Source organism: Shigella sp. SIG3 (genome assembly GCF_053555855.1).
Window position 1 is genome coordinate 1 of record NZ_JBQZXE010000095.1, and the last position, 14931, is coordinate 14931.

At 48.7% G+C, this 14931-nt stretch carries 9 protein-coding genes; 2 read left to right on the plus strand and 7 right to left on the minus strand.

Annotated elements, in window-relative coordinates:
• Window positions 1-96 precede the first annotated feature (96 nt).
• A complete protein-coding gene (gene sat / locus ACUU1I_RS15360; protein WP_001034088.1) occupies window positions 97-3984 on the minus strand; it encodes a serine protease autotransporter toxin Sat in 3888 nt (1295 codons plus the stop codon).
• A 249-nt stretch (window positions 3985-4233) separates the two neighbouring features.
• Here sat and ACUU1I_RS15365 point away from each other — a divergent pair, with 249 nt between their 5' ends.
• Window positions 4234-4377, plus strand: coding sequence for a hypothetical protein (locus ACUU1I_RS15365; RefSeq protein WP_001421454.1), 144 nt, complete (start codon window positions 4234-4236; stop codon window positions 4375-4377).
• Between the two features lie 550 nt (window positions 4378-4927).
• Here the strand turns inward: ACUU1I_RS15365 and iutA are convergent.
• The 5 genes from iutA to iucA are packed head-to-tail and all read right to left on the minus strand — an operon-like array spanning window position 4928 to window position 12856.
• A complete protein-coding gene (gene iutA / locus ACUU1I_RS15370) occupies window positions 4928-7123 on the minus strand; it encodes a ferric aerobactin receptor IutA (protein ID WP_001403966.1) in 2196 nt (731 codons plus the stop codon).
• A gap of 5 nt (window positions 7124-7128) precedes the next feature.
• Complete coding sequence (gene iucD / locus ACUU1I_RS15375; protein WP_000750133.1) at window positions 7129-8445, minus strand: NADPH-dependent L-lysine N(6)-monooxygenase IucD; 1317 nt, start codon at window positions 8443-8445, stop codon at window positions 7129-7131.
• Window positions 8442-10184 (minus strand): NIS family aerobactin synthetase IucC, encoded by a 1743-nt coding sequence (iucC, locus tag ACUU1I_RS15380; protein WP_001015714.1) that lies wholly within the window; start codon window positions 10182-10184, stop codon window positions 8442-8444. The genes iucD and iucC overlap by 4 nt, the downstream gene beginning before the upstream one ends.
• Entirely contained in the window at window positions 10184-11131 is a 948-nt protein-coding gene (iucB, locus tag ACUU1I_RS15385) for a N(6)-hydroxylysine O-acetyltransferase IucB (protein WP_001287501.1), read from the minus strand. The genes iucC and iucB overlap by 1 nt, the downstream gene beginning before the upstream one ends.
• A complete protein-coding gene (iucA, locus tag ACUU1I_RS15390) occupies window positions 11132-12856 on the minus strand; it encodes an aerobactin synthase IucA (protein ID WP_001403387.1) in 1725 nt (574 codons plus the stop codon).
• Between the two features lie 135 nt (window positions 12857-12991).
• On the opposite strand from iucA, the gene ACUU1I_RS15395 reads away from it, so the two are divergent.
• Window positions 12992-14185: an MFS transporter gene (locus ACUU1I_RS15395; protein ID WP_000074477.1), complete on the plus strand. Its 1194-nt coding sequence runs from the start codon at window positions 12992-12994 to the stop codon at window positions 14183-14185.
• On the opposite strand, the gene ACUU1I_RS15400 is transcribed toward ACUU1I_RS15395, so the two are convergent.
• A partial coding sequence (locus ACUU1I_RS15400) for an IS4/Tn5 family transposase DNA-binding protein (RefSeq protein ID WP_449144695.1) occupies window positions 14135-14931 on the minus strand: 797 nt, incomplete at its 5' end. The genes ACUU1I_RS15395 and ACUU1I_RS15400 overlap by 51 nt on opposite strands.

A 14931-nucleotide genomic window follows, 5' to 3' on the forward strand; every position in this document is an offset into this window, starting at 1 on the left:
AAGCTAATAATGAGAGCAAGAGCGATATAGTCTGTCACAGGGTAATACATATTCTCTCCGGTAGAAGAAGGGCCGCAAACGCGGCCCGGGCTGTTATCAGAAAGAGTAACGGAAGTTGGCGTTGATCGCGTTATCCACGTTGTATTTACCAAATGCCGATTTCTCAAACTCAAGACCGAAGCGAAGATTATCGCGAATTTCGGCATTGAGACCAACATTCATGAGCATACGACCGTCTTTTTCACCTTTGATACGTTTCTCACCGGACGCATCACGCAGTACGGTTTCACCGTTGGCAAACAGGTCAAACTGGTAGCCAAGGCCGGCGCGGGCTGTGACTTTCCAGTCCTTACCGGAGAAGGATTTACCCACATCAACACCGGTACGCCCAATCAGCGGATTAAAGTCCTTATCCTTCATGGTGAGGTTCATTCCCTGGTCCTTCCAGGAGAACTGTTTCCCGGATACAGCACCGTAAACAAGTTCCGCCTGCGGCTCAATCCATGCAGAGTCAGTTACATGGTAACGGTAACCGACTTCCGCACCGGCATACCAGGAGTGGGAGCTGTAGTCTCTGGTGCCAAGGCCGGCGAAAGTTGCGGTATACTCGTTGTCATGGTGAACGTACTTACCGATGAGGTCGATATATGCTCCGGACTCAAACATGGCAGAGGCATAGAGACCGGCACCCACAGACTTCGTTTCACCACTGAAGGCATCACTGCCTGCATGGCTGTCGGTATAGGTCATGGTCACCCCGGTGAAGAGGTCAAGGCCATCGAGTTCATGTTTGTTATCCGCACCGACCTGAACGTGGGTGTAGTTGTCACTGAATCCACCGCCGGCAGACCCGGTTCCGCTCATGATTCGGGCCCATGCACCGGACTCACCGTTAATGTCACGCAGATCACCCATACGTTTGTTAAGGTTGTTGACCTCAGCAAGGAAGGCTTTATAGCCGCCTGACATCAGTAATGTTGCCTTTTTAGCCGCATCGGCGTTGGCCACAGATTTATAGCCGATCAGAGTCCATGTTGCTTTGTCTGTATCGTTCTTTTGCTCGATAACCGGTGTTACATCACTGAAGCCAATACTCCGAGTCGTAGCTTTAAAGACATCTACTGCAGTTCCTTTTGGTGCGCTGACCAGATCGATATTCAGTCCGTTGCTGTTTCCATTTTTCTCAATGAAGTCGACTAACAGAAGGTTGTTTTTACCAGACAACGATTTATTGACAACAAGCTGATCTGCTTGGGCCAGATTTGCACGCAGCACAAATGCACTGTCATCTATAGTAAGGTTGTCCACTGTAAGGGTTGTAAACTTCCCATTGTCACCAGTAAAACGCACCATACTGTCTTTTGTTTCTAGACGATTAATTGATGACTGGCTATTTAGATGCCAGATCGCATTATTCATGCTAACTGTAGCTTTGGGGGCTGTTATTGCGCCTCGATAGGCGGTATCAAAGCCATACAAAAGAGTCTCTGCCCATGCCTGATAAGCAGACGATATAGTCGGTGTTTCAGTTTCAGGCTGTCCCAGAGTAATGGTTGCTGCATCATCAGCATAAATATTTCCGGTGACAGATGCCATATTTCTGGCAATGAAATTTGCATTTCCACCACTCAGCCTGAATCCATCAGCAGCGTAGTGGAGACCCGGCGTTACAGTTTTACTATTCTGTTCAGGGATTCCCATCATAGTCAGTTCACCGGAGATATCAATACCTTTTGTTGTGAACATGGAATTTTGTGCTATAACTTTTGCTCCTTTATCTATACTTATAGGAGTATTATTCAGAAAGGTTGCACCATTAAGTGTAACTACAGCTTGATCACCTATGGCTATTTGGCTGTTATGTGCAGTGATGCCACCTGTAAATTTAGTTTCTCCTATGGATAGATTAGTACTGATAGTTTGTTTGAAGTCAAAACCATTATTAGTAATATTTTTCCCTGCAAGATTATCAATGTAAGCATTTTTATCGCCGATTGTGATAGCTGATTTATTTGCTGATATATTTCCTTCAACATTGGCATTGCGTGATATTGAAAAGTCAGCATTGTTCAGGTGTAATGTATCAAATTTAAACACCCCGGTTTTCCAGTCAGGCTGATCAAATGAGGTCTGCTGATTATTACTTTTGTAATCAGAATTGAACTTTTTATTATATGAACTCTCTGTTTCTTTCAAAACGGTGACCCAGTCCGTTCCACAAAGAAATACCAGGGAGCAATGACTCGTTGTGCTTCTGAATATTGCATGCTCTGTTGCATGGCCTTGCATGGTAAGACTGGCATTACTGACTTCAACATCATTTTTTGTGTTGACACTACCATCCAGAATTAATTTTGCATTAGTTTTCTTATCCTGAGAATTAATATTGTGCGTTAGTTTTATATTGCCATTTATGTTCCCATGATATATGTAGGAGTCTTCGTTATTGATTGCCAGAACGGCTTCTTTCGTTGTATCTGAGTTAGTTATTGTTGTTCCATCGTCAGTGGCGGCAATTCTAGTAAAAGTCTGATTGTGTCCATTTAAATCTAGCGTGCCACCACGTTTAGTAAAAAATATCCCCGCATATTGATCATTGCCAAGGGAATTATCTTTATTTAGTATTACCTTACCATTTCCGCTTGCAAGGTATATATTGTTAAATGTTCCTTCTTCATTAAGAATAACATTTCCTTCACCTATCTTTATATTTGCCCCCTGTTTTTTTTGAACATTCAGAGTACCGGGGCCTATTTTGTGTAAAACATCATCACTGGAATACAATGCATTCCAGTTTACAATGCTTTCTTTTCCGATATCAATTCCTGCTCCTTTAAATGTAAATCCCTGACCGTTTATGTTATATTCATGGCCTTCGTCAAAGATAATACCACCGCTACCAAAATCCAAATTATCCTTAAACAGAACATTTCCCCCATTTGTGAACACAATATCTTTGTCTTTAGTTATTTTTTCTTGAGTACCAGTGGTATCTGCATTGTTTTGGTGTAATGTTATATCTGTGTTTTTAATGGTTACATTATTGCCATTCAGATTTATTTTATGACTATAGGTATCTTTTAACTCACTAACCAGTTTATCATTGTATTTTGTTATCCATGTCAGTTGGTCACCATTAACGCTGGCAATACCATGGGTTGTTCCGACTAATACCCATTTTTCTAGTTTGTTATCATATAAGTATGCTCCAGAGCCGCTGTCTCCGAATATTTCAAGATTACGAAATGTTTTATCATTTTTATAAATCATCATGCCGTATGAGTCCCATTGGGTGACCTCAAATAGACTAGCACTTAACAGGTCATGGCTATATGCTGAATTTGTTGAGATTTTGGATTCACCATTAATAAATGATGTTCCTCCAGAGCCAGCACGAAAACCTATGATTTTTTTTGAACCGTCAGAAGTGACTATACCGTAGCGTTCTAATGCATCAGAATATGTTGTAGGGTTGGTCTCTTCCGGGGTGGCACCTACTGTTTCCACAACAAATTTATTTAACCTCTGAATCTCAAAATCATTGGAATTTCTTCTGTCAACAACCTTGTAAGAAGACTGAGCGTAAACCTGAGTTTCTGCGGCCTGAGGGTTCTTTTTGTTATGTGCAACAGTAACACTATAAGAACCTCCTATTGCGGTAGCTGCGCCACTCGCTGCTGCACCAGAAAAATCCGGAATTGAGAGATTATGGAAAGAGAATTTATCTCCGTTTTTTAAAGTGATTGTTACGTCTGTTGCTCCGGGCTGGAAAATACCTTTATTTTGTGCAAGATCAAGATAGTCTCTCGCCCATACATTTGATATATCAATATTTGCTGCATTTACTGTACCTGCAACAGCCAGAGACAACATTGTTGCTACAAGTTTTCGGTTTGTTTTACCAGAAACTCTTTTCGCTAATTCAGAAACAGCAATGAGTCCGCCAGTGGCAGCACTATATTTAAGGGAGTATATTTTATTCATATATTCTCTCAACTCATTTATTGAATGAACAAAGTATTAAGAATTAAAATTATTAGTAACGGTTGGTTACTAACAGCTTGCTAAAAGTAACAGTTCTATATTGTAAATATGTGACAATGTTCTCATTAATGATGAGAGATTATGTGAATCAATACTAATTGATCGTTAATTGATCGTTTTTTGTTTTTTTTTGCCCAATGTGGGGAGGGGTAATGTTTAATATTTCGATATGATCGAATATCTGTTCGCATGGAACATCGTTCAGTGATTCACGACGAATTAGCGATCGACCACGATGCGATTTTGCAGTGTGCCGAAGAAGTTCTCCATCACTGCGTTATTCAGACCGTTTCCTTTGTGCGGCATATTTTGTGCTACTCCATGGGGCTTTAACTTTGCCTATAGCCTGCCATTCGATATTGCCAACCCTGATCCGTATGTAGCTACGGGGCATCCTCCGGGCCGGGCACTGACGATGCATCGTGCACCATCGTATTAACAATCTCCATTACCGGACTTTATGACAGGCGCAGGAGAAAATCTCCCGGTTAAACTGAACGGAGAACCAGCGACAGGTACCTCTTTTTACCCTGTAGCAAGTACTCTATAACATACTCCCCCATTTTTCGTTGGCCTTCATTGCAGCAAAGTTCCGGCTCAGGATATTGGGCGCAGATCATCCTCTCAGGAATTTCAGGATCTGCCAGACGGTGCTGAGACGACGCTTACTTGTAAGGTTAGTTTTCAGACGGACAATGAAATGAGGATATGCGATAAATTTCAGTCAAAGATCCATAAAACAGACATAATGTTATTCAGTGGTGAACAGCCCATTCCGGAGACGGAATATCTTGTTAAGGCTGTATATTATACTGGCTGTAAACAACATGGCCACCAAGGACCATGTTGTTTACAGCATACCCTTGTTGCAAAAGCATCCCCGTCAGAACAGCACTGAGTAGTTCAGACCAAAGGTTCGGCCCCGGCCTTTGTAGTCGTACAGTGAAGCAGGGCCGTAACCCGGGCTGTAGTACAGAGGTGCACGCTGTCCCCAGACAGTGGTATAGTCACGGTCGAAGAGGTTCTCAACGCTGAAGCTGAGTGTTCCCACCGGAAGCTGCCAACTACTGATAAAATCGACGGTAGTGTAACCATTAATATCGTTACCCTCTGCATCGCTTACGTCGAAAGAAGTGGTGCTCTGTACACGCAGACTCCACGGTTCCGGCGCCCAGTTAATGTAAGCTGTCGCTTTCGATGGACTTGATTCCTTCACGTCATATTTTTGCCATTGACCGTTCACTTTCGACTCGGTTTTCAGCACATTGAAGTTCACACCGGTACTCCAGTCAGTATCCGGGATCAGGTAGTCCACCGCACCTTCCACGCCGTAAATACGGCGCCTGTCGTCCTTCACACTGATGGTCAGATCTTTATTCCTTTCCACGCTCTTATTGGAAAGCGAGTAATATGCCGCGATTTGAGTCCGCAGGTTGTCACCGATAAAGCGCCAGCCCAGTTCATAAGAATCGACTTTCACGCCTTCCAGCTTACTGTCGCTGACGTTCACGCTCTTTGTCAGGGGAAGATGGCCGTTCACTGCTGCACCATAGATGCCGCGACCATAATATTTCCCCGGATCCGGCAATGCCACCCCCTGGGAAAAATTGAACCATGCCTGCTGACGTTCGGTGATGTGCATCAGCAGACCAGCATTGAACAGAAAGTTATCGTAATCTACCGAACCACCAGGAATGGCGTCGGCAGATATCGCCTTCCCGGCAGCAATCTTCTGTTGCTGCGTGTAGTCGATGAAATCATCTACCCTGTTCTCAGTATACTGATAGCGTACGCCACCGCTAACGGTAAAAATATCATTAATGTCATAGCTGGATTGCAGGAAGGCCGCCAGATTGGTGATGTCATATGACGGATAGCGCCCGGTGGTGTAAATCTTATGGTTGTTCAGCCCTCCGGAAGCACTTGCCTGAGCCAGATCGAAGAACATCTGGTTGGAGGTAAAGCGCTCATGCTCAGCATCCAGCCCCCAGGTGATTTGCCAGCCGTCCATCAGTTGGCTGTTCAGAGTCAGTTTCATGCCGTACTGGTCGGTATCCTGCTGTGACGAGGAGAAAGCCGTCGCCTGTTTATTCGCATTTACCGTCGGGAACGGGTAGTACCGCAACGACTCATCGCGGTAGTAAACCTGACCGACCAGTTCCTGTCCCAGGAAATCACTGTCAGAGTACTGCAGGCTGATCAAATGCCGCTCAGTGCCGGGAATGCGGTCAGAATTCAGCCCCTTACTGACGTATGGTGTGCTGCTCCCGCTGATGGCGGAAAAGCCTTTCCCGAGATTAAGCCCGTAATTGTCGTCTCCCTGACTTTTATAGTACTGCGTTATCAGTTGAAGCTGCCGGGATTCATCGATGTTCAGCGTACCGGTTCCCATGATGTCCAGCCGATTGGAGTGCTGCAGGCCGGTCTGGGTGTTATCAAGCAGGGTGGCATCGCCGTTACCGTCAAACCAGCCGCCAAATTTCTGATATGCCACGGAAAGACGTCCGGAGATATGGTCATTTCCGCCGGAGACAGCACCGGCAATGCGCTCATCGTGATCTTTACTGCTGTTAAAGCCACTTTTTGTGCCAGCCTCAAACTCCATCATGGTTTCCGGCTGACCTTTTTTGGTCACGATGTTGATCAACCCTCCGGTACTCCCGCCACCGTACAGGGCCGTCGCGCCGGAGATCACTTCAATATGGTCGATATTAAAAGGATCGACAGAGTCCAGTTGTCGGCTGTCGGAACGTGAAGAGTTGAGGCGCACACCGTCAATCAGGACAACCAGCGGGCGGCCACGCATGTTCATACCGTAGTTGGTTCGACTTTGGCTGCTGACATCAAGGCCGGGGATTAACTGAGCCAGTGCGTCTTTCAGCTCTTTACCGCCCTGAATCTGCTGCTCCAGTTCGGCATTTTCGATAACCCAGGTGGTTTGCGCCATCTCCGCTACAGTTCGATTGCTGCGGCTGGCAGACACTATGATCTCATTATCATCGTTTTGCTGGGCGACAGCTGGTGACAGCACGACAAGAAGCAGCGGACCAAGAGCCCGGGGCATATACTTTTTGCGCATCATCGTTATTCCTGAATATTTGCTGTATAGTGAGTTAAAGAAGCAGGGCTGCCGCTGCGCCACTGAATCAGTGCGGGCGGCATACTGAGATCGAATAAATCACGCCCCAGTACGCGATTAAGAATACGTGCAGATCGCCAGGCCATCAGGCTGAGCTGGGGTTCGGCGATGCCATGAGTTTGCATGCTGGCGTTGACCGCAAAGATGTTATTTTCTTTCGGGCCACTCCATTCCAGAGTGAAGTCATCACGCACTTTAAAGGTGTTCTTATCGTGCATGGTGATCAAGGGCATCAGTGAGGGAAGTATTTGTGGCAATGCAGAACGGTAACCTGTGGCGAAAATCACCACATCACTTTCCAGGCTCTCTCTGCCCTGATCCAGATGATGTTCCATCAATAACCTCCAGCCCGGACCACTACTTTCCAGAGTTGTTACCGAGCGACTGGGTAGCAGACGGATATTTCTTGGTTTTCTCAGAACTTCAAAACGGTGGTACAACTCACGATAAATGGTCAGTAAAGAATCGGCAGTGATGCCATCCGATGTCATTTTCTGCTCATCCAGTAACTGATGGCGAATATCTTCCTTCAGTCCGGAGAAGCCTGAAATATATTCAGGTGTAAAATACTCATCAGCAAAAGCAGCCTCATCCAGTGCGTTAAAATTATTACGCCGTGAGACCCAGTTTATTTCCGCCGCTTCTCCCCATTCCCCGCGTAATGCATTAAGGAACAGGTCTGCACCACTCTGTCCTCCACCAACCACGGTTATCCGTTTTCCACTCAGGTCCGGCCGACGAAGATTCATTTCACTGGCATGGAAACAGGATTGTGTCACATGCTTCACACAGGGTGGTAAATAAGGTTGTTTTCCTGTACCAAGGCAGATATTGTGGGCAAAATATTCTCCCCGACTGGTCTGAACCAGAAACAATCGACTTTTTTTGTCGAAATCAATATTTTCAACGGTATGACTGAAATACAGGTTATTCATATCTTCAGCAGCCCAGCGGAGATAGTCAGAAAACTCTTCACGGGATACTGTACGTAGCCTGCTTGTAAGGAAGCGATAGAACTTTTTGTGCTTCACCAGATAGTTAACAAAGCTGTAGGGATTTGTAGGTGCAACTGCACTGACCAGATCTTTCAGAAAGACGGTCTGCATATGACAATCCGGTACCAGCATACCCGGATGCCAGGAAAAATGAGGATGTTCGTCAAAGAAGAGACAGTTCAGTTCTTCGATCTGATGTGACAATGCAGCAATGCTGAGATTAAATGGCCCTGTCCCGACACCAATAAAATCGACACTTTTTTTCATGATTCATATTCCTGAGTTACCAGCCACAGCGGATTTTGCAGATTCTCAAGGTAATTCGGCAGCATGCGACTGCCGCCATCCAGGTCCGGCCAGGTCAGTTTTACCGGGTTCAGCACCACGCGAATGATTTGTGGCCTGAAGAGTGAGAAAAGCGCAAAACGCTCTGCCATTTGTGGATGTTTGTTCATGTAATCACTCAACACTTCTGCCAGCAGTTGATAAAATCGCCTTTCAGGTACGCCAAGACGAACCATCAGTGGCGAAATAAAACGCAGTACTGTCACGAAGTGACCCGTCTGCAAATCATGGATTAAGTAGTCCGCACTCAGACGGGATGTGACATCACGCACCTCCTGAGGCAAAGAGTCCATTTCGGGAAACGCTTCTTTCACCAGCCGCATATCGCCCTGGAAGTCTTTCAGCAGAACACGCTGTGGTACCCCCTCTTTCATGGCGAGCGTTATATTTTGTCCGTGTGCAATAAGCGCGACACCGTAGCGGCAAAGCAGGTGATACAGCGGAACCACAACCACCCGGAACAATTGCGTAAGCCAGGTTTCAGCGTCCAGTCCGGAGCGGTCGATATATGCGCCTGCCAGCGGCTGATTGTTTTCGTCGCACTCCATCAGTGTTGCCATCAGAACAGGACTTTCATCCGGTTTCAGCCAGCGGCACGGATTCTCCCGCCAGATAACACCAAGCATTTCCTGGTAGCGATAGGGAGCCCGGGCAAGCGCGGCATAGCCTTCATGGGACACATAGCCTGCAGCCGGTTCACCAAGGATCACTGCGCCGCTTTGCACCAGGGTGGCGTCGGTCGCAAAAACCTGTTGCAGCCAGCGTGAAGCCAGTGGTCCGGCAGCGATATATCTGCCAGGGATCCCCCGGTAGCATGAGGTATTGTAGATGGTCAGCGGCAGCTTGATATCCAGCCCTCCCCGGCGGCTGGCGTTGGTCAGGGTACGCAGCGACTGCTGGGCGAGCCACTGGTCGCCAAACTCGCCGAGAGACACCATCCTGCCTTCGGCAAAATCAGCGATGAAGTCTGTGGCGATTTTTTGCTGCCACTGCCACGGATGTACCGGCAGCGGCAGCCAGTTGTGATCCAGCCCGTTTTCCTGCCAGACCTGACTGAAGCGTGTAAACTCCTGCGGATCCATTGCGGCAGTCAACAACTGCTGAATATCCAGATCGTTATCGCAGCGCCAGATCATATGTTCACGTTTTACCGCCAGCCAGTGCAGTCTGAAGGTGTTGGTATACTCTGGCGCATATCGTTCCAGCGCCTCTTTGCCCCAGCCACGGCGACCTTTATTAAAAACGAATTTAGGATGACCGCTCAGCAGGCATTGCAGACGATCGGCATCAAGATTAATCAGGTCACTGGCACTCAGTCCGCGACGGGCCTTCAGCAGTTGCAGGTCGCCCAGTAGCGTGGCATACAAATCCTGCATATGCTCTGCAACAGTGGCATCACTCATTGACAGCACCGGCTTTAGCTGCATCAGCAGCGTCTGCGCCAGTACTGGTTCGTCCGTGCAGCGCAACGTTTGGGCATCAATCCACAGCCAGCCCCAGATACCACGTTCAGCGATGAAGCGCCATTGTGCTCCCGGCAGGTTAATGCAGTAGTGGTCATCGCCCTGAGATTCCGCGTGGAAAACCTGCTCATACTCCATCTCAGACAACATTTTTGCCACCAGCCGACGGTTAACAAAATCCCAGTCCTTGTGATTCATTACAGACCGACCTCCGTGAAGAAGTGATGACGATCCGCCATCACCATGCGCGAGCGCTTATGTGGGAAGTCGAACTCTTTAATTGTCCGGTATCCCGCAGGCTCAAGATGGCGGAACAGGCGCTGGTTATCGGTGCGTGGCTCCAGTACTGTGCGCTGCGTACGGGGCTCATCCAGCAGCAGGTAATGTGTCAGCCCGCGCAGCCAGCTTTGCACATAGTGGGCCCCGCGCCATTGCTGTTCACCAACCAGCAGATGCAGGCCACGGTCAAAGGGCTGCCACGAATAGTGACGACCAATGCGGTCTTCCGCCGCCCAGTAGATTTCGAAATAGCTGAATGGCCGATCGTCGAAGCACCCAATCAGCGGGAATGCATGTTTACCGGTGAGCTGGCGCTCCAGATAGGCGGTCTGTACCTCCAGTGAGCCACTTTGCTCCCAGAAATACTCAACGCGCGGATCATTCATCCAGCGGGTGAAACGTTCTGCATCAGAAACGGGATCGGCAATGCGGAAACTCAGCATCCTGCGAATACGTGGATCGTAACGGCGGTAAACCTCACCCTGTGGACGGGGTGGGCGCTGCGGGAAATAAATCTCACGCTCTGCATCAAAAACCATTTCACCGGAGGCCCGGTTTGCCGGTGAACTCAACCATAACGGTAACTGCCAGAAGGCAGTACGATGGATAATGTCGCTTTTTACCTGCCCAAAAAGCGTCAGCGCCTGTGGCTCCTCACGCCATTCGGCCCAGGGGAGAGCCACTGCTGACAGTTGTGGTGCGGCGATAAATATCTGATCCAGCGCATCGCACAGCCACCCTGTCGGCAGCTCCCCGGGACAGTGCAACACCGCGCTATTGTCCAGTCCCCAGCCAAGATTCAGGGGCTTGTCGAGTTTTTCACAGCGCAGTCCATATCTGCTGTGAATAATGTTTGCCTCAGACATTCAGACCTCCTGAGCCTGCAGCGGGTTAGCGAAATCGAAATAGATCACCGAAGGGTCAACAATGGTGTTCTCGTTATGATCGTTCAGATAACAGAAAAAGTTACCTTTTACGTTCCAGTACGGACTTTCCAGCACGTAGTTGAGACAGGTTTTATGAGTCACCTGATCACGCACTTCAGCCAGCGATGCTCGTACACGAGCCATCAGATTCGATTCGCTGTCCAGCCCGGCAGCCCCCAGCGCAGCGGTCACAGCAAAAGTGGAGTTAACCAGCAGGTAATAAGGGAAATAGCGCAGCAACTGCTCATGGGTGAAAATATTTTCCGCCTGCGCCTCGCCAATAGAATCGAGCCAGTCTGTCGCGTGAGGCATAAAAGCGCTGCCCTGACAGTCACGGTAAATAAATCCGACCGGCAGATCCCCAAGCATCTGGACAAGAATATTTTGCTGATGCGCCAGCAGCACCAGGCCGTAATCCGCTTCAGCCGTAAACAGCGGCTTTAGCACTTGCTGACAGTATGCATCGACCCATGCATGGGCGGCCTGTTGCACAGTGATACCGAGGCGATCGCTCAGGCGTTTTACCGCCGAAACCAGCAGCGAATCACCGCCATCAGGTGCGGCCTGAGTCAGGGAGACCAGTACGTTAGTCTGGCTTTTCGGCTGATCCACCAGCAGATTTTCACGCAGGGCAAACAGACTTTCCTGCATGATGTTGCCGTTAAGATCGAGCAGCCCGGCCCAGCCATCCTCCTGCATTACCCGGAAAGTCGGGAAGCGGACCTGTAGCATCTGCCAGCCGTCGGTTTGAGCCAGGCGTGCCAGGCGCATCCCACGCTTCACTTCTTTCACGGACAGAGTACGGATGGAGTTGGTCAGCCGTACGCTCAGGGAGAACTTGATCATATCGCGGCTGGTGGCACAGTAGAGGGAACGGGAAGAGGTGGTCGGCAGCCACGACGTGCCGGCCTCACCTAAGTCTTTAATCAGCCCTTTAGCAACAAGTGCCTGGCACCACCCCTGCTGCAAAAGATATTCCCCCTGCCACGGGTGCAACGGGAACAGCCATTGGTTGTCACTTAATTCGTTGAGTAACTGAGGCGCATTCTCTGCGGCAAATCGCGTCAGCCGCTGTTGAAGGTTGAGATGCAAACTTTCACCGGCGATTTGCGTTTTATCCACCGAAAACCACCGCAGTGGGAAGTGGGGTGCCATATCAGGCAGGTAGCGTTCAGCCTCCCGCCGGTTAAACGGTTCATGAGACTTAGGCGCAGGGTGGAAAGCGTGTCCTGTCAGCAGCGCCTGCTCAGCCTCGCCAAAATTCAACGCTTTTTCACGCAGAGCGGCCCAGTCATGACGGGCATCAATTGCCTGTTGCGTATGGACATGGCTTTCCAGCACGCGCTGGTGGAAAGTTTCGCAGAGGGGAACGGGCAGAAACAGTTGATGGCGTAGCTTATCAATAATAAGCCGGGAGAGAGTGGTAAAGTCGACAGGATAACTGCCTGATGCCGTGACCAGACGTGCAGGAAATGCAAAGCGGTGATGCTGGGTTGGGGAGAAATAAGCCACTCTGAAATGGAGCGATTTCTGCTCATCCAGCGGGATGAGCAATTCGTCTGGCGGGTATTCTGTCAGTTTCCAGTCTGTGGTTTCACGAATCAGTGCATTCAGGAAGCACTGCGCAGCCACATCTGTGGCTGGTTTTTCAGAGGGCAGGGTCATAGTCAAACAGCTCCCACACAGTAAAATAATAACAATTATGTCAATAATGATTCTCATTATCAACAATAAATGTTATTGTCAGATAAATTAATTTTACAAATAAACACAATTAATACATGGAGTTGAAACATTATAATGTCACCAGGGATCGAAGATACGCCCCAAAAACCACTGTCCTGCTGGCCACTTGCGTTCAGTGCCGGGCTTCTCGGTATCGGACAGAACGGTCTGCTGGTTGTGCTCCCTGTTCTGGTCATACAGACAAATCTGAGTCTGTCTGTATGGGCTGCCCTGCTGATGCTTGGCTCAATGCTGTTTCTGCCATCGTCCCCGTGGTGGGGAAAGCAAATTTCCCGTACTGGCAGTAAACCTGTGGTGTTGTGGGCTCTGGGAGGATATGGCATAAGCTTTACCCTGCTAGGGCTGGGAAGCGTGCTGATGGCTACCAGCGCCATAACAACAGCGGTGGGACTGGGAATATTAATCATCGCCCGGATCGCCTACGGGCTGACCGTGTCGGCAATGGTGCCAGCCTGTCAGGTCTGGGCATTGCAGAGAGCTGGAGAAGGGAATCGCATGGCCGCTCTGGCAACCATCAGCTCCGGCCTGAGTTGCGGCAGGCTATTCGGGCCGCTGTGCGCGGCAGCAATGCTGGCCATTCATCCTCTGGCGCCACTGGGGCTGCTGATGGCAGCCCCAGTGCTGGCGCTGCTGATGCTGCTGCGGTTGCCCGGCACACCACCACAGCCCACACCGGAGTGCAAGAGCGTCAGTCTGAAGCGGGATTGTCTGCCTTATCTGCTTTGCGCAATATTACTGGCTGCGGCGGTGAGCATGATGCAGCTTGGACTTTCGCCTGCCCTTACTCGCCAGTTCGCTACGGATACCACCGCCATTAGCCAACAGGTGGCCTGGCTGTTGGGTCTGTCCGCAGTAGCTGCGCTTATCGCGCAGTTCGGGGTACTCCGTCCGCAGCGCCTGACTCCGGTGGCCCTGCTCCTGAGTGCCGGAGTGTTGATGAGTGGTGGTCTGGCTATCATGCTCTCCGAACAGCTATGGTTGTTTTACCCGGGCTGTGCAGTGCTGTCATTTGGAGCAGCTCTGGCAACACCCGCTTATCAACTTCTACTGAATGATAAGCTGGCTGATGGCGCAGGCGCGGGCTGGCTCGCTACCAGTCACACACTTGGCTATGGACTGTGCGCTTTGCTGGTGCCGCTGGTATCGAAAACAGGTGTCGCAATCGCGCTGATTATGGCAGCATTATTTGCAACTATATTATTTACCATTGTGTCTGTATTTATCTGGCATTACCGTACTATCAAATAAAGATATGATCATCACCTTACTGGAGTAAATCAGAGGATATGAGAGAGGACCTGCGTCTGATGAAAGCATGTCAGGCAGTGTTCTGGCTTGCTGCCCCCGCCCATCAGGTATAGTGAATTCAACCAGTTGCTGCGGTGTAATCTCCATGATTCTTTCGTGCAACAACCTATGATCCCGTTTACCATTAATATTCAGCGTTGCTCTGTTATTAAATTTCATTCTGACAAGCCAGTCAGCTTTTATTCCGGGAGTCTGCGCTGCGCGTTCAAACAGGTCATAAAAATCGCCTTCACGATCAGAAATTGACAATACATGGGTATCAGGGCATTGGCGAGCCAGTTCTGTTGCTTTATTATATCCTTCAACCCAACGCCAGGTTTCTTTTTCACTGACATGTTTTTTATGAAGTAAATCATTGCAGATTTCTTGTCGGGTATTTTTACTGGTTTTTAATTCATCCCTGAACCACTGATAGTCATCATAAACACCGAGGCAAACACCTGACTCACTGATGACGAGTTGAGGATGAAGAAATAAGTTTCTTTCATCTTTATGTTTTTTGGGACCAACTCCTTGTTTTTCTTTCTGACCAGAATAATTAAGTTCTGTTGTATCCTGTAAAACTAAAACTCTTTTAAACTGCTGAGCTCTTTCAGTGATATTTTCTTTGTGAGGAGCCATGATTTTATTAGCAGAGACTTTATCGTTTGAAAAACAACGATAAGCTGCCTTTGTTTCACTCCAGG

What these genes read in the sequence shown, in the direction of transcription:
- iutA (WP_001403966.1), bottom strand. Translation starts at nt 7,123, where the DNA reads ATGCGCAAAAAGTATATGCCCCGGGCTCTTGGTCCGCTGCTTCTTGTC.
- iucB (WP_001287501.1), bottom strand. Translation starts at nt 11,131, where the DNA reads ATGTCTGAGGCAAACATTATTCACAGCAGATATGGACTGCGCTGTGAA.
- iucC (WP_001015714.1), bottom strand. Translation starts at nt 10,184, where the DNA reads ATGAATCACAAGGACTGGGATTTTGTTAACCGTCGGCTGGTGGCAAAA.
- sat (WP_001034088.1), bottom strand. Translation starts at nt 3,984, where the DNA reads ATGAATAAAATATACTCCCTTAAATATAGTGCTGCCACTGGCGGACTC.
- ACUU1I_RS15395 (WP_000074477.1), top strand. Translation starts at nt 12,992, where the DNA reads ATGTCACCAGGGATCGAAGATACGCCCCAAAAACCACTGTCCTGCTGG.
- ACUU1I_RS15365 (WP_001421454.1), top strand. Translation starts at nt 4,234, where the DNA reads ATGGAACATCGTTCAGTGATTCACGACGAATTAGCGATCGACCACGAT.
- iucA (WP_001403387.1), bottom strand. Translation starts at nt 12,856, where the DNA reads ATGACCCTGCCCTCTGAAAAACCAGCCACAGATGTGGCTGCGCAGTGC.
- iucD (WP_000750133.1), bottom strand. Translation starts at nt 8,445, where the DNA reads ATGAAAAAAAGTGTCGATTTTATTGGTGTCGGGACAGGGCCATTTAAT.